The sequence below is a fragment of the Georgenia sp. H159 genome (genome assembly GCF_035607575.1).
Lineage (GTDB): Bacteria > Actinomycetota > Actinomycetes > Actinomycetales > Actinomycetaceae > Oceanitalea.
In genome coordinates this window covers 261487-279892 of sequence record NZ_JAYDZY010000007.1, presented here as the reverse complement: position 1 = coordinate 279892, position 18406 = coordinate 261487, and the positions used below count along the sequence as shown (strand labels likewise).

Annotated in this window: 22 protein-coding genes; 15 read left to right on the top strand and 7 right to left on the bottom strand. The window is 73.5% G+C overall.

Annotated features, from left to right (window positions below; all coding sequences use genetic code 11):
• Positions 1 to 16: 16 nt before the first annotated feature.
• Both VR894_RS11875 and VR894_RS11870 read right to left on the bottom strand, forming a co-directional pair.
• Positions 17 to 799, bottom strand: a complete 783-nt coding sequence (locus tag VR894_RS11875; RefSeq protein ID WP_324651802.1) for an SDR family NAD(P)-dependent oxidoreductase — start codon at positions 797 to 799, stop codon at positions 17 to 19.
• Between the two features lie 32 nt (positions 800 to 831).
• The gene (locus VR894_RS11870; protein WP_324651801.1) at positions 832 to 1611 is read right to left on the bottom strand and encodes a glucose 1-dehydrogenase; all 780 of its coding nucleotides are present in this window, start codon (positions 1609 to 1611) and stop codon (positions 832 to 834) included.
• A 135-nt stretch (positions 1612 to 1746) separates the two neighbouring features.
• Between VR894_RS11870 and VR894_RS11865 the strand changes: the two genes are divergently transcribed.
• From VR894_RS11865 to VR894_RS11850, 4 genes are all read left to right on the top strand, one after another.
• A complete protein-coding gene (locus tag VR894_RS11865; protein ID WP_324651800.1) occupies positions 1747 to 3717 on the top strand; it encodes a bifunctional aldolase/short-chain dehydrogenase in 1971 nt (656 codons plus the stop codon).
• A gap of 13 nt (positions 3718 to 3730) precedes the next feature.
• Positions 3731 to 4123, top strand: a complete 393-nt coding sequence (locus tag VR894_RS11860) for a cupin domain-containing protein (protein WP_324651799.1) — start codon at positions 3731 to 3733, stop codon at positions 4121 to 4123.
• The gene (gene lsrF / locus VR894_RS11855; protein WP_324651797.1) at positions 4116 to 5003 is read left to right on the top strand and encodes a 3-hydroxy-5-phosphonooxypentane-2,4-dione thiolase; all 888 of its coding nucleotides are present in this window, start codon (positions 4116 to 4118) and stop codon (positions 5001 to 5003) included. Before VR894_RS11860 ends, lsrF begins: the two co-directional genes overlap by 8 nt.
• A 64-nt stretch (positions 5004 to 5067) precedes the next feature.
• A complete protein-coding gene (locus VR894_RS11850; protein WP_324651795.1) occupies positions 5068 to 5778 on the top strand; it encodes a type 1 glutamine amidotransferase in 711 nt (236 codons plus the stop codon).
• 31 nt (positions 5779 to 5809) lie between these two features.
• Here VR894_RS11850 and VR894_RS11845 read toward each other — a convergent pair whose 3' ends face one another.
• Entirely contained in the window at positions 5810 to 6193 is a 384-nt protein-coding gene (locus VR894_RS11845) for a helix-turn-helix domain-containing protein (RefSeq protein WP_324651793.1), read from the bottom strand.
• A 72-nt stretch (positions 6194 to 6265) separates the two neighbouring features.
• On the opposite strand from VR894_RS11845, the gene VR894_RS11840 reads away from it, so the two are divergent.
• Positions 6266 to 7048, top strand: coding sequence for an NAD(P)H-dependent oxidoreductase (locus VR894_RS11840; RefSeq protein ID WP_324651791.1), 783 nt, complete (start codon positions 6266 to 6268; stop codon positions 7046 to 7048).
• A gap of 22 nt (positions 7049 to 7070) precedes the next feature.
• Here the strand turns inward: VR894_RS11840 and VR894_RS11835 are convergent, their stop codons facing one another.
• On the bottom strand, positions 7071 to 7526 hold the full coding sequence (locus VR894_RS11835) for an SRPBCC family protein (RefSeq protein ID WP_324651789.1): 456 nt from the start codon (positions 7524 to 7526) through the stop codon (positions 7071 to 7073).
• 73 nt (positions 7527 to 7599) lie between these two features.
• On the opposite strand from VR894_RS11835, the gene VR894_RS11830 reads away from it, so the two are divergent.
• From VR894_RS11830 to VR894_RS11815, 4 genes are read left to right on the top strand one after another with little or no spacing between them, the layout of a single operon-like run.
• Positions 7600 to 8241: a helix-turn-helix domain-containing protein gene (locus VR894_RS11830; protein ID WP_324651787.1), complete on the top strand. Its 642-nt coding sequence runs from the start codon at positions 7600 to 7602 to the stop codon at positions 8239 to 8241.
• Positions 8238 to 8633: a hypothetical protein gene (locus VR894_RS11825; protein ID WP_324651786.1), complete on the top strand. Its 396-nt coding sequence runs from the start codon at positions 8238 to 8240 to the stop codon at positions 8631 to 8633. Before VR894_RS11830 ends, VR894_RS11825 begins: the two co-directional genes overlap by 4 nt.
• Entirely contained in the window at positions 8630 to 9403 is a 774-nt protein-coding gene (locus tag VR894_RS11820) for a hypothetical protein (protein WP_324651785.1), read from the top strand. Before VR894_RS11825 ends, VR894_RS11820 begins: the two co-directional genes overlap by 4 nt.
• Entirely contained in the window at positions 9400 to 10194 is a 795-nt protein-coding gene (locus VR894_RS11815) for an SDR family oxidoreductase (protein ID WP_324651784.1), read from the top strand. Before VR894_RS11820 ends, VR894_RS11815 begins: the two co-directional genes overlap by 4 nt.
• Here the strand turns inward: VR894_RS11815 and VR894_RS11810 are convergent.
• Positions 10188 to 11126, bottom strand: coding sequence for an NAD(P)-dependent oxidoreductase (locus VR894_RS11810; protein WP_324651783.1), 939 nt, complete (start codon positions 11124 to 11126; stop codon positions 10188 to 10190). The two genes, VR894_RS11815 and VR894_RS11810, sit on opposite strands and share 7 nt — an antisense overlap.
• A gap of 38 nt (positions 11127 to 11164) precedes the next feature.
• The gene (locus tag VR894_RS11805; RefSeq protein ID WP_324651782.1) at positions 11165 to 11953 is read right to left on the bottom strand and encodes an alpha/beta fold hydrolase; all 789 of its coding nucleotides are present in this window, start codon (positions 11951 to 11953) and stop codon (positions 11165 to 11167) included.
• A 165-nt stretch (positions 11954 to 12118) separates the two neighbouring features.
• On the opposite strand from VR894_RS11805, the gene VR894_RS11800 reads away from it, so the two are divergent.
• The 4 genes from VR894_RS11800 to VR894_RS11785 are packed head-to-tail and all read left to right on the top strand — an operon-like array spanning position 12119 to position 15810.
• Entirely contained in the window at positions 12119 to 12439 is a 321-nt protein-coding gene (locus VR894_RS11800; protein ID WP_324651780.1) for a rhodanese-like domain-containing protein, read from the top strand.
• Positions 12440 to 12488: 49 nt separating this feature from the next.
• Positions 12489 to 13868 (top strand): MBL fold metallo-hydrolase, encoded by a 1380-nt coding sequence (locus VR894_RS11795; RefSeq protein WP_324651778.1) that lies wholly within the window; start codon positions 12489 to 12491, stop codon positions 13866 to 13868.
• Positions 13865 to 14689, top strand: a complete 825-nt coding sequence (locus VR894_RS11790) for a sulfite exporter TauE/SafE family protein (protein WP_324651776.1) — start codon at positions 13865 to 13867, stop codon at positions 14687 to 14689. Before VR894_RS11795 ends, VR894_RS11790 begins: the two co-directional genes overlap by 4 nt.
• Before the next feature lie 17 nt (positions 14690 to 14706).
• Entirely contained in the window at positions 14707 to 15810 is a 1104-nt protein-coding gene (locus VR894_RS11785) for a HoxN/HupN/NixA family nickel/cobalt transporter (RefSeq protein WP_324651774.1), read from the top strand.
• 76 nt (positions 15811 to 15886) lie between these two features.
• Here the strand turns inward: VR894_RS11785 and VR894_RS11780 are convergent, their stop codons facing one another.
• Positions 15887 to 16198: a DUF2892 domain-containing protein gene (locus VR894_RS11780; protein WP_324651773.1), complete on the bottom strand. Its 312-nt coding sequence runs from the start codon at positions 16196 to 16198 to the stop codon at positions 15887 to 15889.
• Between the two features lie 153 nt (positions 16199 to 16351).
• On the opposite strand from VR894_RS11780, the gene nhaA reads away from it, so the two are divergent.
• Together nhaA and VR894_RS11770 are read left to right on the top strand one after the other, a co-directional pair.
• Complete coding sequence (gene nhaA / locus VR894_RS11775; RefSeq protein WP_416380834.1) at positions 16352 to 17761, top strand: Na+/H+ antiporter NhaA; 1410 nt, start codon at positions 16352 to 16354, stop codon at positions 17759 to 17761.
• Between the two features lie 87 nt (positions 17762 to 17848).
• Positions 17849 to 18379, top strand: coding sequence for a hypothetical protein (locus VR894_RS11770; RefSeq protein ID WP_324651771.1), 531 nt, complete (start codon positions 17849 to 17851; stop codon positions 18377 to 18379).
• The last annotated feature ends 27 nt before the right edge of the window (positions 18380 to 18406 follow it).

Here is an 18406-nt window from a genome sequence, read left to right as displayed (position 1 = left end):
CCTCCCGTTGTCGCGGTCAGTACGGCGTGTCGCCGCCGTCCACGCTGATCGACTGGCCCCGGATGATCGCGGCGTCCTCGCTCAGCAGGAAGGCTATGACGCGCCCGACCTCGACGGGGTCGATCCGCCGCCCGCCGAGCTGCTCCACGCCCATCCCGGCGAGGATCTCGTCGGCCGGCAGGTCGATGCGTGGGGAGAGCCACCGGGCGACCTCCCCGAGCATGGGGGTGTCCACGGCGCCGGGGCAGACCGCGTTGACGTTGATCCCGGCGTCCGCCCACTCCATGGCGAGCGAGCGGGTCAGCCCGATGACGGCCGACTTGCTCGCGTTGTAGGCGGCCATGTTGCGGTACCCCGCCTTACCGCAGTTGGAGGACACGTTGACGACGGCGCCACCGCCCGCGTCGCGGAAGACCTCGGCCACCGCCCGCGAGCACACGAAGGTCCCGACGACGTTGACCTCGAGGTGCCGGCGCCAGTGGTCGGCGTCCTCCTCCCAGGAGGTCGCCATCGTGATGACGCCCGCGTTGTTGACCAGCCCGTCGAGCCGCCCGAAGCGGGCGGTCGTGGCCTCGACCGCAGCGGCCACTGCCGCGGCGTCGGTGACGTCGGCGGCCAGCGCGAGCACGCGTGAGCCCTCCGGGTCGAGACGGTCGGCGACCTGCTGGGTGCGCTCCCGGGACAGGTCCCACAGCGCGACGAGCGCCCCCTCGTCCAGGAGCGCGCGGGTCACCCCCTCACCGATGCCACCGGCCGCGCCGGTGACCACGACCACCCTGTCCTGCACGCGTCCGCTCACTGCTGCTCCCTCCGTGCTCGACACCGCACCGCTCACCACGTGGGACGTGCGAGCATGCCGCCGTCCACCCGCAGGTCCTGGCCGGTGATGAAGGCCGCCATGGTGGAGGCGAGGAACACGCACGCGTCGCCGACGTCGGAGCTGCGGCCGAGGCGGCCCAGCGGCGCGGCCTCGAGCCAGCGCCCCACACCGTCGGGCCACGCGTCCTCCAGGCCGTCCCGGTGGATGAGGCCGGGGGACACGGTGTTGACCCGCACGCCGAGCGGGCCGTACTCGATCGCCGCCGTGCGGGCGTGCATGATGACCGCGGCCTTCGACGCGCAGTAGTGGGCGTGGTCGTACGCGGGCTGCGAGCCCTCGATCGAGGCGATGTGCGTGACCGACCCGCCGCCACCGTCCCGCATGACCTCGACGGCGGCCTGGGTGGCCAGGAAGGTCCCGGTGACGTTCGTGTCCACCACGAAGCGCCACTGCTCGACGCACATGTCCGCGAGCGGCTCGTTGGGCTGCACGCCGGAGTTGTTGACGAGGGCGTCCAGCCGTCCGAAGTGGTCGACGGCGGTCCGCACGAGGGCGCGGCACTGCTCGGGATCGGTGACGTCGGCCTGTGCGGTGACGGTGCGCCCGCCTGCCGCGTTGAGCTCCTCGGACAGCGCGGCGGCCTCGTCGGCGGAGCTGAGGTAGTGCAGGACGACGGCCGCGCCGGCGGCCGCGAACTGCCGTGCGATGCCGGAACCGATCCCACCCCCTGCTCCGGTGACGAGGGCGACGGTGCCACTGAGGTCGGGCAGGCGCTGGGTCGACGACGTCACGATGGAACCTCCCTTGGTTGTCGGACAACGTACCGCAGGCGATGCCCGTGTCAACGGCTTTTGCGGGTTGATTCGCTTGGAACGCCGCGGGCCGGGTGCTAGGTTGTCAAACGACATTCGCCCGAGGAGGTGGGGATGGGGACGACCGTGGTACCGGACGCCGTGCTCGACGCGCTCGACGAGCTCGTCGCGGGATCGCGTGAGCTGGGAGTGGACGCGGGCCTCGTCCTGCACGGAGGCGGGAACACCTCGCTCAAGGTCGCCTGGCCCGACGTCACGGGCCGTAGCGTGCCGGTGCTCCTCATGAAGGGCAGCGGGCACGACCTCGCCACCATCGACCGCTCCGGGTTCACGCCGCTGCGCCTCGACCGGCTGCGCGAGCTGCTCCCGCCCACCCGGCTCACCGACCGGCAGATGCGCAACGAGCTGCGGTGCGCCCGACTGGACGCGGAGGGCCCCGACCCGTCCGTCGAGACGTTCGTCCACGCCCTGCTCCCGCACGACGCGGTCTTCCACTCCCACGCCGACGTCCTCCTCGCGCTGACGAACACCGACGACGGTGAGCGGATCGTCCGCGAGCTCTACGGCGACCTCGTCGTCGTCGTGCCCTACGCGATGCCCGGCCCGGACCTCGCCGCCGCCTGTGCCCGCGCGTGGGACGAGGAGTCACATGCGGGGACGCGGGGCCTCGTCGTCCTGCGGCACGGACTGTTCACGGTCGGTGACAGCTCCGGTGAGGCGCTCGCGCGCCACCACGAGCTCGTGGCACTCGCCGAGGAGCGCGTCGCCGCAGCCGGCGCGGCCCGGCTCGACGACCCGCGCGGCGCTGCCGGGACCACGGCACCCTCGTCGGCCACCGAGCTCGCCCGTCTCCGGGCCGAGCTCAGCCGGGTGGCCGGGTTCCCGATGGTCGTGCGGCACCACGACGACGCCCAGGTCCGCCGCTTCCTCACCGACGGCGGTCTCCGGGCGGCGACCCAGCAGGGGCCGCTGACACCGGACCACGTGCTGTGGACCAAGCGGGTGCCCCTCGTGGGGACCGACGTCGACGGCTACGCGGCCGAGTACGGGGAGTACGTCGCCCGGAACGAGCACCGCCGTGGTGAGCCGATCACCCTGCTCGACCCTGCTCCGCGCGTCGTCCTCGACGACGCCCTGGGCATGCTCACCGCCGGCCGCACCGCGTCCGAGGCCCGTGCCGCCGCCGACGTCTACCGGCACACGATGACGACGATCGAGCAGGCCGAGCGACTGGGCGGCTACCGGGCACCTGACGAGGGCCACATCTTCGACCTCGAGTACTGGTCGCTCCAGCAGGAGAAGCTGCGCCGCGCGGGTCCCCGGCCACCGCTGGAGGGACGGGTGGCCGTCGTCACCGGAGCGGCGTCGGGGATCGGCCGCGCGTGTGCCGCGGAGCTGCTGGCGGCGGGTGCCGCCGTCGTGGGCTGGGACCTCTCCCCGGACGTCGCGTCGACCTTCACGGGACCCGACTGGCTCGGCCTGACCGTCGACGTCACCGACGAGCACCAGGTCACCGCGGCCCTGCAGCGGACCGTCGAGGAGCTCGGCGGCCTCGACGTGCTCGTCGTGGCGGCGGGCATCTTCCCGCGCAGCCAGCCGCTCGCCGAGCTCGAGGCCGAGACGTGGCGCCGGACGATGGGCGTCAACGTCGACTCGGCCGCCCTGCTGTTCAGCCGGGCCCACCCCCTGCTGGCCTGCGCCCCTGACGGGGGGCGCGTCGTCGTCGTCGCGTCGAAGAACGTGGCCGCTCCCGGCAAGGGGGCCGCCGCGTACTCCGCCTCCAAGGCCGCGCTCACCCAGCTCGCGCGGGTGGCCGCCCTGGAGTGGGCGGAGGACGGCATCCGGGTCAACCTCGTCCACCCGGACGCCGTCTTCGACACCGGCCTGTGGACCGCCGAGCTGCTCGCCACCCGGGCCGCCCACTACGGGCTGTCGGTCGAGGAGTACAAGCGCCGCAACCTCCTCGGCACCGAGGTGACGAGCACAGCCGTCGGACGCCTCGTCCGGGCGATGGCGGACCAGACCTTCGCCTGCACCACCGGCGCCCAGGTGCCCGTGGACGGCGGCAACGAGCGCGTGATCTGAGAGAGGAACCGCCATGGACGTCGCCTCACTGGGGGAGCCGGAGTACCGGCACGGGGACTGGGGGCCGGCCTACCTCATCCAGGGGCCGACCTCGGACATCGGTGTGCTGCTCATGCGCCCCGGTGACTCCATGCCCAACCACCTCCACCGGCACTGCGACGAGTCCTTCGTCGTGCTCGAGGGGCGCGCCACCCTGTGGGTCGACGCGGCCGAGCGCCACGACATGACGCCCGACACCGCCTTCCGGTGCAGCCCGGGGGAGATGCACTACCTGGTCAACGACTCCGACGCACCCTTCCGGTGCGTGTTCATCAAGTCGCCGGCAAGTCCTGGCGACACCGTCACCATCCCCTGGACGCCCGGTGAGCCGGTGCCGTCGATCCCCAAGGAGACACCCCATGGCTGACCTCGAAGGCAACGCCGACGCCAAGGACTACGGCCTCGACCGGCCCCAGGAGTCGCGCGGCTTCCACGTCAAGGGCGCCGGACAGCTCGACTTCGGCATGCAGCACCGCCTCGCCCGCATCTTCGACCCGGCCGACGGACGCACCGTCATGCTCGCGTTCGACCACGGCTACTTCCAGGGGCCGACGCGTGGGCTCGAGCGCGTCGACCTCGGCATCGTGCCGCTCGCGCCGTACGCCGACGCCCTCATGGGCACCCGCGGGATCTTCCGCTCGGTGGTGCCGGCGGCGTCGGACAACGCGCTCGTCCTGCGGGCGTCGGGCGGTCCCTCGATCCTCAAGGACCTCTCCGACGAGCGCATCGCCATGGACATGACCGACGCCGTGCGCATCGACGCCGCGGCCGTCGCCGTCCAGGTGTTCATCGGCGGGGAGCACGAGACCCAGTCCGTGCACAACATGACCCGGCTCGTCGACCAGGGGCTCGCCTGCGGCATGCCGGTCCTCGGGGTGACGGCGGTGGGCCGTGAGCTCACCCGCGACGCCCGCTACCTCGGTCTGGCCACGCGCATCATCGCCGAGCTCGGCGCGCAGATGGTCAAGACGTACTTCTGCGAGGAGGACTTCGAGCAGGTGACGGCGGCGTGCCCGGTGCCGGTGATCATGGCCGGGGGCAAGAAACTGCCGGTCCTCGAGGCGCTGACGATGGCGCGCCGGGCGATCGACCAGGGCGCCTCCGGCGTGGACATGGGGCGCAACATCTTCCAGCGGCAGCGCCCGGAGGCGATGATCCAGGCGGTGCGCGCCGTCGTCCACGACGGTCTGAGCGCCCAGGATGCCGCCGCGATGTACGCGGACCTGTCCGGCGGGACCGCGGACTGAGCTCGGCGGGCTCGGCCCCGGGAGCGGCGGTGCGCCCGCCCGGGGCCGGTCGTAGGGTGGTGGGGTGCCTTCCACGCGGCCGCGCGTGACCGTGGTCCAGAACTTCGCCGGGGCGCCGCTCAACCGCTTCGCCGGCTGGCTGAGCGACGTCGAGGTCCGCACCGTGCGCGCCTTCGCCGGCGAGGTGCTCCCGGCTGCTGCGGGCGAGGGACTGCTCGTCCTCGGCGGCCGGATGAACGCCTACGCCGACGACGTCGCACCCTGGCTCCCGGCCACGCGGCGGCTCATCGCGGACTCGGTCGCGGCGGACGTCCCGGTGCTCGGCATCTGCCTCGGCCACCAGCTGCTCGCGGTGGCCACCGGCGGGGAGGTCACGGTCGGGACGCCGGAGGACCGTGAGGCGGGGCTGGTGGACGTCACCTGGAACCCCGCGGCCGCCGCCGACCCGGTGCTCGGGGGCGTCGCGGGCGGCAGCACGTCGAGCTACCAGTACGCCATGCACACCGACGGCGTCACGCGCCTCCCGCCGGACGCGGTGCACCTCGCCGGCTCCGCGCGGTACCCGGTCCAGGCGCTCCGCGTCGGCTCGGCCGTCGGTGTCCAGTTCCACCCCGAGGCCTCACCGGCCGTGGTCGAGCGCTGGGCCGAGGGCAACGGGTCGCGTGGCATGCCGTCCGTCGAGGCGGCCGTCCGCGCCGAGCACGACGACGACGTCGCCCGCGTCGGCCGGACCATCGCCGGGAACTTCGCCGCCGCCGTCCGCGACGCCGCGTAGTCACGGCCGCCCCCACGCCGGGGGAGAGTATCTACGCGATCGAGCCCGTCCCCGTCGAGGACGCGGTCGACGACGGCGACCGACCGGCGGTCGCCCGCTGGAAGTGCTCCCCCCACGCGTCCATCGCGGCGACGACCGGGGCGAGACTCCGGCCGAGCTCCGTCAGCGCGTACTCGACCCTGGGCGGCACCTGGGCGTGGACCGTGCGCGTGACGATGCCGTCCTCCTCGAGCTCTCTCAGCTGGCGGGTGAGGGTCTTGCGGTTGGCCAGCGGCACGAGCCGACCGAGCTCGCCGAAGCGCCGCTCACCCTCGCCGAGGTGCTTGACCAGCGTGAGCTTCCAGGTCCCGCCGAGCACGGAGACGGCCACCTCGACGGGGCACACCTCGATGGCGCGCTGCACGGGGAGTCGCACACCGTTCACCTCCTTCCAGGGACAGAAATGTCCGTACTGTTCAGTGTGCCCCTAAGGCCTCAGACTGGCGAGATGGAACGGACACGGACGGTGCTCTGGGTCAGCGCCCATCCCGAACCCGCCTCCCTGAGCGGGAGCCTGCGCCGCGACGGGATCACCGCGCTGCGCGGGTCCGGCCACGAGGTGGTCGAGTCCGACCTCTACGCCATGGACTGGGACCCGGTCGTCCGGCCCGACAACCTCGACCGTCGCGGGATCACCGGCCGGGTCGACGTCACCCGCCACGGCCGACGCGCGGTGCTCGAGGACGCGGTCCCCGACGACGTCGCCGGCGAGCAGGCCAAGCTCGCCCGGGCCGACGTCGTCGTCGTCCAGTTCCCGCTGTGGTGGTACGGGATGCCGGCCATCCTCAAGGGCTGGTTCGACCGGGTGCTCGTCAGCGGCTTCGCCTTCGGCAAGGACCCGGTCACCGGGAGGCGGCTGCGCTTCGAGCAGGGGCCCTTCCGTGGCACCCGCGCGCTCGCGGTCCTCACGCTGGGGGACCGGGCGGCGTCGATCGGTCCGCGCGGCAAGGGTGGGGAGCTCACCGAGCTGCTCTTCGGGCTGCTCCACGGCACCTTCGCCTACACGGGCATGGACGTGCTGCGGCCCTGGGCGCTGCCGAGCGCGGACTTCACCGACGCCGACGGCTACCTCGCCGCCCGCGCCTCGCTCACGTCCCGTCTCGAGTCGCTCTTCGCCGAGCAGCCGATCCCGTACCGCGAGCAGTTCACCGGGGACTACACCGACCAGTGGGAGCTGCAGCCGCACGTCGTGCCCGGGGAGACAGGCCTGTCGGTCCACGTCCGTCGCTGAGGACGGTCGGCCGGGTCCCGGGTCACTGCCCGTCCGGACCCGCACCCGCGCGGGCGCGCTGCTCGGCGGCCCGCTTGAGGCCGTCCGCCTCCAGGGCGACGTACCGGCGGGTCCGGGAGCCGAAGAGGAGGTGGGCGAGCCAGGCGAGGGGGCCCTCGTGCCGCAGCCGGAGTCGCAGCTCGGTGCGGTCGGGGCCGACCGGGACGAGGACGTGTTCGCCGGTGGTCGTCACGCCCGGTGACGTGGACGTCCAGGTGAAGCGCGAGCCCTCGTCGTAGTCGGTGACCGTCCACACCGCCGGCCGCAGCCGCGGCTGGACGACACGCACCCGCGCGCCGGGGCCGAACCGGCCGTCGAGCAGCTCGACCTCGTCCATCGAGGCGGTCCACGTCGGCCACCGGTCCGGGGCGGTCAGCACCGCCCAGACCTCGCCGACCGGCGCCTCGACCTCCGTCGTCGTCATCGCTTCGGTGTCCATGACCACCGACCTCCTCGTCCGAGACAGTCGCCCGCGTGTTCCACATGGTACACACGGGTGTACCATGTGGTCCATGACCGTGACCGAGAGACCGACCGGACGTCAGCAGCTGCTCGACGCGGTCATCGAGCACCTTGCCGAGCACAGCGTGGACAGTCAGAGCCTGCGGGGCATCGCCACCGCGATCGGCACCAGCCACCGGATGCTCATCTACCACTTCGGCTCCCGTGAGGGGCTGCTCGCCGAGGTCGTGGCCGCGGTCGAGCAGCTGCAGCGGGAGGCCTTCGCCGTCGTGGCCGACGACGACGACGCCGCCCCCGGTAGGCACGTGGCGGAGCAGTTCTGGGAGCGGGTCGTCGGCCCCACGCTGAGGTACGGACCGCTGTTCTTCGAGCTCTCGGCCCACGCCATGCAGGGCCGGCCCCACGCCGAGCGGCTCGTGGGCAGCCTGGTGGAGCCGTGGCTCGAGATCCTCACCGACACGCTGGTGGCGGGCGGCATGGATCCCGGGCGGGCGCGCACCCAGGCCCGGCTCGGCCTGGCGACCGTGCGTGGCCTCCTCTTCGACCTGCTCATCACCCGTGACCGCAGCGGCGTGGACGACGCCTACCGGCTGCTCCTCGACGTCATCGCCGCCACCTCGGACGACCGCCCGGGCCCGGGGGCCCCGCCCGCACCGGGCGAGCGTGGCGCCCCGCTGGGAGGACGGCGATGACCCGCAGGATCACCACGGCAGTGGTCGTGCTCGGTGCGGCGGCGTTCCTCGTGCCCGGCGTGTGGGCCTTCCTGTGGCCCCAGTCCTTCCACGAGCACGTCGCCATGTTCGACCCGTTCAACCTGCACCTCTTCCACGACGTCGGGGCGTTCCAGCTCGGCGTGGGCGTCGCTCTGGTCGGGGCGCTCGTGTGGCACGACGCCCTCTCGGTCGCCCTGCTCGGTGCGACCGCGGGGGCACTCGCCCACGCCGTCTCGCACATCGTCGACCGTGACCTCGGCGGGCGGTGGAGCGACCCCTGGACGCTCAGCCTCCTCGCCGTGCTGCTCGGCTCGGCCCTCGTCCTGCACCGCCGTACCCGCATCCCCCACGACGAGCAAGGAGCGCCATGACCTCCCGACCGACGACGTCGGACTCACCCGCCGAAGCCGCACCACGTCCCGGGCGGTGGGCGCGCGCCACCCTCGTGGCGCCCTCGTCCCACGGCTTCGTCCTGCTCGCCGCGGACACCGGGACGTGGCGGCTGCCGCTCGCCCTGCCCAGCCGCCGCCGTCGGGCCCTGGTGGACCAGCTCCGCACCACCGCACGCGTGCTGCGCCGGGACGACCGCGTCCGGCGCGCCGACGTCTTCACCGCGCTCGTCCGTCCTCCCGGTGGTCCGGGCCGCAGCCGAGCCGGCGGCAGCCCCGCCCGCTACGACGTCGTCATGCTCGTGGAGACCACGTCCCCAGTCGAGGCCGAGCATCTCACGGACGGCAGCGCCATGGCCGTCCTCACCCGACTCCTCCGCTCGCAGGGGCACGGCGTGCTGTCCTTCGCGGGCAGCAACGCCCGTCGGATCGCCCCCGTCGACCACGAGCGCCCGGGGGTCTTCCTGTTCAACTACTTCTCGGCCCCCGACGTCGCCACCAACCTCGCCGTCTGGGAGCACACCGCCGGCTGGTTCGAACGGGAGACCGGCCTGGACAACTCCACCGTCCTGGAGCCGCTCACCGACGTGCCCTACGCCGTCGTCAACCACTGCCGGTGGGACCGCGTCCGTGACGTCATGCCGTCGCTGGTCCTCAAGCCGAGCTTCCGCGGCTTCGTGCTCCGGGCGTTCGCCGACCGGGACGTCGTGCCCGAGCCGCTGCTGTACCGACAGGTGGGGGAGGAGCGATGAGAGTCCTGGTCACCGGCGCCTCGGGCACCCTCGGCCGTGACGTGCTGCCCGTGCTGCTCGCAGCCGGCCTCGACGTGCGCGCACTCAGCCGCTCACCCAGGACGGGTCCGCCCGGGGTGACGTGGGTGCGCGCGGACCTCGCCACCGGGGACGGTCTGGAGGAGGCCGTGCGTGACGTCGACACCGTGCTCCACCTCGCCTCGGCGCCCTACCGGCGCGGCTACACCCGGGAGGTCGACGTGGACGGCACGCGGCGGCTCGTCGCCGCGGCTCGCGCCGCCGACGCCCGGCACCTGGTCTACGTCTCGATCGTCGGCGTCGACGAGGTGCCGTGGGGCTACTTCCGGATCAAGGTGCAGGCCGAGCGGATCGTCCGTTCCGCGGGACTCGGCTGGACGATCCTGCGCGTCACGCACTTCTTCCCGTTCATCGAGGCGGCGCTCCGGGCGGCGGCGCGGCTGCCCGTCATCCCGCACGACCCCGGCATCCGGTCCCAGCCCGTGCACACGGCTGATGTCGCCCACCGGCTGCTCGCGACCGTGACCGCGGGCCCGACCGACGACGTCGAGGAGTTCGGTGGGCCGGAGGTCCTCACCCTGCGGGAGGCCGAGCGGCAGTGGCTCGAGCTCACCGGCACCCGCCGCGCCCTGGTCCCCGTGCGCCTGCCCGGTCGTCTCGGCGCGGCCTTCCGCGCCGGACACTTCACCACGGCCGCCGAGCCGGTGGGGACGGTCACCTGGCGGGACTACCTCACCCGCACGCCGGCGGTGACCATGAAACCCGGTCAGTAGCCGCGCCCGACGTCGACGACGTGCCGTGGTGGCCGTCCGGCCGACAGCGCCTGGTACGCCTCGACGATCGCGTCCACGACGTCGTCGGGCTCGGTCCGGCCGGACACGTGCGGCGTGACGGTCACGCGCGGGTGCGACCAGCGCCAGTCGTCCGCCGGCAGCGGCTCCGTCTCGAGGACGTCGAGCACGGCGCGGCGCACGTGCCCGGTCTCGAGCGCGGCGTGCAGGTCGCGGGCCGCCATGGTCGCGCCACGCCCCACGTTGACGACGACGGCGCCGTCCAGCTGCGTCAGCACCGTCGCGTCGACCAGGCTCCGGGTGGCGTCCGTGAGCGGGAGGGCGTTGACGAGCGCCGTGCACGACGCGAGGTGCGGCCCGGCGTCGGCGAGGGCGGCGACGTCGTCGACGTCCGCGGCCTGCCGGCCTCCGGTATTGAGGCCGACCACGCGGTACCCGGCCGACCGCAGCACCCGGCTGACGCCGGTGCCGATCTCGCCGGTGCCGAGGACGACGACGGTGGTCCCGTGGACCCGTGCCGAACCCAGCGGACGCCACTCGGCGCGCGCCTGCTGCTCGGCGTACTCCCGCAGGTGCCACGCGTCGGCCAGGAGGTGGGCGAGCACGTACGTGCCGATCGAGCGCGGCATCGCGCCGACCGTCCGGGTGAGCACGACGTCGCTGCCGGCCAGCGACTCGACGACACGGTCGACGCCCGCCATCGGCAGGTGCACCCACCGGACGCCGGAACCGGCGAGGTTCTCCGGGACCGTGAAGCCGGTGTAGCTGTCCGCCCAGGCGGCGTCGTCGGCCGGGAGCGGCCCGTGCGGGACGGAGCGGGTGGCGAGGTCGGGCAGGACGGCGGCGAGGGCGGCGGCCAGCCGCGAGCCGTGCCGGCCGGCGAGGAGCATCCGGCGGGGGGTGAACGCGTGCATGGGCCGACGCTAACCCGCCGGCCCGACGGGGCCCGAGGTCAGTCCACGCCGGCGACGTCCAGGATCGCCGCCGCCGCGGTGGGGACGTCGAGACGGTGGTCGCCGCCGGCGATGGCACGCAGCTCGGCGTTCGGCAGGGCCGCGGCGAGCGCGGCGGCGGACGCCGCGAGCAGCGGCCAGGTGCCCTCGCCGTGGAGCACGAGCGCGGGAGTGAGGAGAGAAGAGAACGCCTCGGCGCGGGGGTAGCGGCGGGTGAGGGCGGCGTCGTACACCGTGCTCGGGGCGAGGGGCATCATCGCGGGCCACTCCTCGCTCTGCCTCATCCCCGCGACCATCTCGGCAGGGAGGCCGACCGCCCGCGTGAGGAAGAGCTCGACGGCGTCCCCGTCTCGCCCCTGCGTGACGAGCGCGGCGAGCTGCTCGGGCATGTCCGGGGGAGCGACCGGCGGGAACTGCTCGGTCGCGAACGGCGGCTCGAAGAGCACCAGCCGGTCCACGGGCAGGTCGTGCGCGGCGGCGGCGAGGCACAGCACCGCCCCCGACGACGCCCCGACGAGCGTCGCGCGCCCGCCCACCGCCTCGACGAGGGCGGCGAGGTCCTCGACCTCCCGCTCGACCGTGCCGGCGATGCCCGGCGTCCGGTCCCCGCTCTCGCCGCGCGCGCGCCGGTCGACGACGACGGCGGTGAGGTGCGGCGACAGCGCCTCGGCGAGCGGCAGGCCGCCGGTGTGGTCGCTCATCGCGCCCCCGACGATGACGACCGGCGGTCCCTCACCGAGCCGCTGGTAGGCGATCTGCGTCCCGTCGCGCGAGGTCACGTGCTCCATGCCGGACGAGCATGGCACCCGGCCGGCCACGAGAAAAGGCCAATTCGCCTCAGGCGCCGCCTACGGCCGTCTCTGCGGACCGCTCGGGAATGGCGCACGCGCCACGAGTGTTCGGACGGATACCCCGGGGGGTATAGTTTCCCACGACAACAGAAGGACAGCCACATGACCGAGGTCTCCATCGACCAGTTCGCCGCCGCGAAGGTGGACGGCGCGTTCGTCGTCGACGTCCGCGAGCCGGGTGAGTACGTGCAGGGCCACGTGCCCGGCGCTCGGCTCATCCCGTTGAGCGAGGTCCCCGCGCGGACCGCCGCCCTGCCGACGGACCAGCCCGTCTACGTCGTCTGCGCCAGCGGCAACCGCAGCCTGCGCGCCACCGAGTACCTCCGCGCGGCCGGGCTCGACGCCTACTCCGTCGACGGCGGGACCACCGGCTGGATCCGCGCCGGCAAGCCCGTCGTCACCGGGCCGAAGGCCGAGGCCTGAGCACCTGCCCACCCCGCAGCGTCCCAACCAACCGGAAGGACCAGCTCCCATGAGCACCACGATCATCTCCATCGAGACCCCCTCGCTGGGGGACCGCAGCTACCTGGCCCACGACGGTGAGGTCGCCTTCGTCGTCGACCCCCAGCGGGACATCGACCGCGTCCTCGACGCGGCCGCCAAGGCCGGTGTCCGGATCACCCACGTGTTCGAGACCCACATCCACAACGACTACGTCACCGGCGGCTACGCCCTCGCCCAGGAGACCGGGGCGGCGTACTTCGTCAACGCGGAGGACGAGGTCTCCTTCGAGCGGACCGGCATCCGCGACGGCGACGTGGTCGAGGTGAGCCCGCAGATGCGCGTCCGCGCCATGCACACCCCCGGGCACACCTTCACCCACCTGTCCTACGTGCTCGAGGGCCCGGACCCCGCGGTGTTCTCCGGCGGCTCGCTGCTCTTCGGCTCCACCGGCCGGCCGGACCTGCTCGGTGAGGACCACACCCACGCGCTCGCCCGCCACCAGTACAGCTCGGCGCGCAGGCTCGCCACCGAGCTGAGCGACGACACCAAGGTCATGCCGACCCACGGGTTCGGCAGCTTCTGCGCCGCCACCTCCGCCGGGGGTGACACCACCGCCTCGACGATCGGGCGGGAGCGGATGATCAACCCGGTGATGTCCCAGGACGAGGAGGACTTCGTCGCCGACACGCTCGCCGGGCTGGACGCCTACCCCGCGTACTACGTCCACATGGACCCGGCCAACGCGTCCGGGCCGAGCGCCTCCGACCTCTCCGAGCCGGAGCGGGCCGACAAGGACCAGCTCCGCCGTCGCCTCGAGGCGGGGGAGTGGCTGGTGGACCTGCGCACCCGGACAGCCTTCGCGAAGGGGCACGTGCCCGGCACGTTCAACTTCGGGCTGGACGGCCAGTTCGCCACCTACCTCGGCTGGCTCATCCCCTGGGGCACCCCGGTCACGCTGCTCGGCGAGAGCCGGGACGAGGTCGCCGAGGCCCAGCGCGAGCTGAGCCGGATCGGTATCGACCGGCCCGCCGCCGCGGCCACCGGCCGCCCGGAGGACTGGACCAACTCCCCGCTCGCCGAGCTCCCGAGCGCGGACTTCGCGGACCTCGCGCAGGTCCGGCACCACCGCCCCGTCACCGTGCTGGACGTCCGCCGTGTGAGCGAGTGGCGCGACGGTCACATCGACGGCGCCGTGCACCTTCCCATCCACGACGTCGTCACGCGCATGGACGAGGTGCCGGAGGGTGAGGTCTGGGTGCACTGCGCGTCCGGCTACCGCGCCTCCATCGCCGCGTCGCTCGTCGCGGCCACCGGCCGCCGCGTCGTCGTGGTGGACGACAGCTTCGACGGCTCGGCCGAGGCAGCCGGCCTGCCGATCGTCACCGACCAGGCCGCCGCCTCGGCGTGAGCGAGATCGTCCTCGCCGTCCCGCTCGGGGTCGTCGTCGGGATCGCCCTGGGCGCCCTGGGCGGGGGCGGGTCGATCCTGGCCGTCCCCGCCCTCGTCTACCTGCTCGGTCTCGGCGCCCGGGCCGCGACGACCGGATCGCTCGTCATCGTCGGCATCACGACCCTCATCGGGATGCTGCCGCACCTGCGCGCCGGCCGGGTGCGGCTGGGGCAGGGCGTGGTCTTCGGGCTCCTCGGCGTCGGCGGGGCCTTCGTCGGCTCGCTGCTGTCGACGACGGTGCCGCAGAAGGTCCTGCTCGTCTCCTTCGCCGGACTGATGCTCGTCGTCGCCGTCGTGATGACCCGGCGACGGCGTGCCTCGGCCCGCGCACAGTCCGCGGGCCAGGGCGAGGTCGAGGGCCGGAGCACCCCGATGCTCTCGCTGCGCCCGTTCCGCTGCGACTGCCGCGCCGTGGCGGTGCTGCTCCTGACCGCGACTGCCGTCGGGCTGCTGACCGGGTTCTTCGGGGTCGGCGGAGGGTTCGCCGTCGTGCCCGCCCTCGTGCTGGCCCTGCGGCTGCCCATGCCCGTGGCCGTCGGTACCTCCCTCGTGGTCATCACCGTCAACAGCGCCAGCTCGCTCGTCTCCCGGCTCGGCCAGGACGTCACCCTCGACTGGGCGCTCATCGGTGCCTTCACCGCCGCCTCGGTGGTCGGCGGCCTCGTCGGCGCGCGGATCACCGCCAGGGTGAGCCCGGCCCGGCTCAACCTCGCCTTCACCGTCATGCTCGTGGTCGTGGCGCTCTACACCGCGGCCCGCAGCGTCCCGCAGCTCTTCTGACACCGGAGGATCGCCCGATGTCCCTCACCGCACCCGTCACACGCACGTCCCGGTCCCGCCGGTGGAGCGGCACCGAGCGGCGCTCGGTGGCCGGCATGGTGGCGGTGGTGCTGCTGCTCAACGTCGTCGGCTGGGGAGTCCTGCTCCTCGCCGTCGCCCCGCAGCGGCTCACCGTCGGCAGTGCCGGCGTGTTCGGCGTCGGGCTGGGTGTCACCGCGTTCCTGCTCGGGGTGCGGCACGCCTTCGACGCCGACCACATCGCCGCGATCGACAACACCACCCGCAAGCTCGTCGGCGAGGACCGCCCGGCGCTGAGCGCGGGGTTCTGGTTCTCCCTCGGCCACTCGAGCGTCGTCTTCGGCCTCTCCCTGCTGCTCGCCGTCGGCCTGCGGGCCGTCGCCGGTCCGGTTGCCGACTCGGGCTCGGCGCTGCAGCAGACCCTCGGCACGGTCGGCTCGGTCGTCGCAGGCACCTTCCTCATCCTCATCGGCCTGCTCAACCTCGGCTCCGTGCGCGGGATCGTGCGGGTGTTCCGGGAGATGCGTGGGGCTGCCCTGGACGAGCGCGAGCTCGAGCGACTGCTGAACAACCGCGGCGTGATGGCGCGGCTGCTCGGCCGGTTCACGCGCCGTGTGACGAAGCCCTGGCACATGTACCCGGTGGGGCTGCTCATGGGGCTGGGGTTCGACACCGCCACCCAGGTCGCCCTGCTCGTCCTCGCCGGAGGCACCGCCGCGCTCACGCTGCCCTGGTACGCCATCCTCGTGCTGCCGGTGCTCTTCGCTGCGGGGATGAGCCTGTTCGACGCCGCCGACGGCGTCCTCATGGCCCGCGCCTACCAGTGGGCCTTCCTCGCCCCGGTCCGCAAGGTGTACTACAACCTCACCGTCACGGTGCTGTCGGTCATCGCGGCGCTCGGCATCGGTGCGACCGTGCTCCTCCAGCTCCTCGCCGAGCACCGCGAGCCCACGGGCGGGTTCCTCGGCTGGGCGGCCGGCCTCGACATGGGCACCGTGGGCTACACCCTTGTCGCCCTGTTCGTCGTCGCGTGGCTCGTCAGCCTGGTGGTCTGGCGGGTGTGGCGCATCGAGGACCGGTGGACGGCGGCGGACGGAACCTGACCTGGGAGCGAAGGAGGCGCCGCGCTGGGTGCGCGGCGCCTCCGGGGCCAGGTGCCGAAGCGGCGGCTGGTGTCCGTCAGTCCGTGGAGCTGCTGAGCTGCGCGATCGCGTCGGCCGGGTCCAGGGACGCCCCGCGGTTGTAGGGCAGCTTCGACAGCGCCGCCCCCATCGCGCAGGTGTTGGTCAGCGAGGCCACCGTGAGCCCTCCACCGAGGGCCGCGGCGAGCCACTTCGCGCCCGGTACGCGCACGCTGGCCACGATGCTGCCGAGCACCACCGTGCCCGCCACGAGGCGGACCTGGCGCTCGAGGTCCCACGTCTGCCTCCCGCGCCGGACCTCGCCGCCGGAGGCCTGCCAGGCCTGCATGCCGCCGTCGAGCAGGTGCACGTTCGGCAGCCCGGCCGCGGCCAGGGCCTCCTTCGCCCGGCCGGAGGGCGCGGCAAGGGCCGCGCGCGTTCGCCGCGTTACCTCGGCGCGGTTAGGCTTGGCCCCCGGTGAGCCGGGAAGTCTGGTCGGCAGTTCTCGTCGTCGACCCCCCACATGGGAGCCACTGTGAATCAGCCACCCCCACGCACGCCCATCCGGTCCCTCATCGGGTACGGGAGCTTCGGTGAGTCGCTCCGGATCGGGGAGATCCTCCGCAAGGAGACGGTCGGCGGCATCGTGCTCGTCGTCGCCGCCGCGATCGCGATCGTCTGGGCGAACTCGCCCTTCGCCGACTCCTACTTCGCCCTCCGGGACATCCGGGTCGGGTACGAGCCCTGGCACCTCGACCTCACGCTCGGCACGTGGGCGGCCGACGGGCTGCTGGCGATCTTCTTCTTCCTCGTCGGGCTCGAGCTCAAGCGGGAGTTCGTCGCCGGCGACCTGCGCGACCCGCGGCGCGCCGTCGTCCCGATCGCGGCGGCGGTCGGTGGCGTCGCCGTCCCCGCCCTCATCTACGTGGGCGTCAACGCCTCGACCCCGGAGAACACCGTCGGCTGGGCGATCCCGACGGCGACGGACATCGCGTTCGCGGTGGCCGTGCTCGCCATCGTCGGGTCGCACCTGCCCAGTGCGCTGCGGATCTTCCTGCTCACCCTCGCGGTGATCGACGACCTCATCGCCATCACGATCATCGCGGTGTTCTACACCGACAGCCTGGAGCTCGGGCCGCTGCTGTGGGCCCTGCTGCCCCTCACCCTTTACACCGTCCTCGCGCAGCGCTTCCGCCGGTTCTTCGGGCTCCGGTCCTCGGGCGCCTGGTTCATCCTGCTGCCGCTCGGCTTCGCCACGTGGGCACTGGTCCACGCCTCCGGCATCCACGCGACCATCGCCGGCGTGCTCCTCGGCTTCGCCATCCCGGTGATCCGCAGCCAGGCCAGCGGCGGCCCGAAGGCGGGCCCGGGCCTCTCGGAGATCTTCGAGCACCGCTTCCGTCCCCTCTCCGCGGGCTTCGCGGTGCCCGTGTTCGCGTTCTTCTCCGCCGGGGTCGCCGTCGGTGGTCTGGAGGGGCTGGCCTCGGCGGCCACCGACCCGCTGACGATCGGCATCGTCCTCGGCCTGGTGGTCGGCAAGCCCATCGGGATCGTCGGGGTGACGTGGCTGCTCGAGAAGTTCACCCCCGTCACGCTGGACAAGACGCTCCGGTGGGTCGACCTCATCGGGCTCGCCCTGCTGGCAGGCATCGGGTTCACCGTCTCGCTGCTCATCGCCGACCTCAGCTTCGCCGTCGGCGAGCCGCCCAACGACCACGCCAAGGTCGGGATCCTCGGGGCCTCGGTGATCGCGGCGATCCTCGCGTCGATCCTCCTCAAGACGCGTGACCGCCGCTACCGCGCGCTGGCCGAGGAGGAGGCCGTCGACGCCGACGCCGACGGCATCCCCGACGTCTACGAGCACGACGACGCACCGGTCGGCGAGCGGGACCCGCAGCCCGGCGACGCGGACGGCGCAGGCCGCTCGCGCTGATGGCCCCGGTCCGCCCGGGGTCACCGTCGTCCGTCGTGGCGTCGGCCGGCACTTGCGGGAGGGTGGGCTGAGGCGTGGGATGGGGGCATGGACCTCACCGGCTCACTCCCCGTCCTGCGGTCACGGATCGTCGTCGACGCCTCGGCCTGCGAGCTGGACGACCTCGCGCCGTGCGGCGGAGTGGGCGTGACCGTCGGCGGTGACGTCGACTGGGGTGAGCTCGTCGAGCAGGCGGTGAGCTCCGGCTGGCCGGGGATCGAGCGCCTCGGCGGTGTGGGGGGCACCGTCGCGGACGCGGTCCGCGCGAACGCGGAGGCCGACGGGCAGGCCGTGGCCGGTGCCGTCGCCTCCGTCAGCACGTGGGACCGCGGTGCGGAGCGGAGGCGGACCTTCGCGCTCGTGGAGTGCGAGTTCGGCCCGTCGACCTCGCGGTTCCAGGAACGACTGCCGGACGGGCAGCTCCGGTACGACATCATCGAGGTCGAGTTCCTCTTCGAGCAGGGCGACCGCACCGCGCCGATCCGCGACGTGGAGCTCGCCGCCCGGCTGGGGATCGCGCCGGGTGAGCGGGTGCCGCTCGCCGAGTACGCCGCGCGCAGGGGCGGCCGCGACGGCTGACGCGCGGGTCGGTCCCGCGGGCCGGAC

Coding starts and splice junctions, on each gene's coding strand:
- VR894_RS11865 (WP_324651800.1), top strand. CDS start 1,747: ATGGGGACGACCGTGGTACCGGACGCCGTGCTCGACGCGCTCGACGAG.
- VR894_RS11860 (WP_324651799.1), top strand. CDS start 3,731: ATGGACGTCGCCTCACTGGGGGAGCCGGAGTACCGGCACGGGGACTGG.
- lsrF (WP_324651797.1), top strand. CDS start 4,116: ATGGCTGACCTCGAAGGCAACGCCGACGCCAAGGACTACGGCCTCGAC.
- VR894_RS11840 (WP_324651791.1), top strand. CDS start 6,266: ATGGAACGGACACGGACGGTGCTCTGGGTCAGCGCCCATCCCGAACCC.
- VR894_RS11835 (WP_324651789.1), bottom strand. CDS start 7,526: ATGGACACCGAAGCGATGACGACGACGGAGGTCGAGGCGCCGGTCGGC.
- VR894_RS11830 (WP_324651787.1), top strand. CDS start 7,600: ATGACCGTGACCGAGAGACCGACCGGACGTCAGCAGCTGCTCGACGCG.
- VR894_RS11825 (WP_324651786.1), top strand. CDS start 8,238: ATGACCCGCAGGATCACCACGGCAGTGGTCGTGCTCGGTGCGGCGGCG.
- VR894_RS11820 (WP_324651785.1), top strand. CDS start 8,630: ATGACCTCCCGACCGACGACGTCGGACTCACCCGCCGAAGCCGCACCA.
- VR894_RS11815 (WP_324651784.1), top strand. CDS start 9,400: ATGAGAGTCCTGGTCACCGGCGCCTCGGGCACCCTCGGCCGTGACGTG.
- VR894_RS11810 (WP_324651783.1), bottom strand. CDS start 11,126: ATGCACGCGTTCACCCCCCGCCGGATGCTCCTCGCCGGCCGGCACGGC.
- VR894_RS11805 (WP_324651782.1), bottom strand. CDS start 11,953: ATGGAGCACGTGACCTCGCGCGACGGGACGCAGATCGCCTACCAGCGG.
- VR894_RS11800 (WP_324651780.1), top strand. CDS start 12,119: ATGACCGAGGTCTCCATCGACCAGTTCGCCGCCGCGAAGGTGGACGGC.
- VR894_RS11795 (WP_324651778.1), top strand. CDS start 12,489: ATGAGCACCACGATCATCTCCATCGAGACCCCCTCGCTGGGGGACCGC.
- VR894_RS11785 (WP_324651774.1), top strand. CDS start 14,707: ATGTCCCTCACCGCACCCGTCACACGCACGTCCCGGTCCCGCCGGTGG.
- nhaA (WP_416380834.1), top strand. CDS start 16,352: ATGGGAGCCACTGTGAATCAGCCACCCCCACGCACGCCCATCCGGTCC.
- VR894_RS11770 (WP_324651771.1), top strand. CDS start 17,849: ATGGACCTCACCGGCTCACTCCCCGTCCTGCGGTCACGGATCGTCGTC.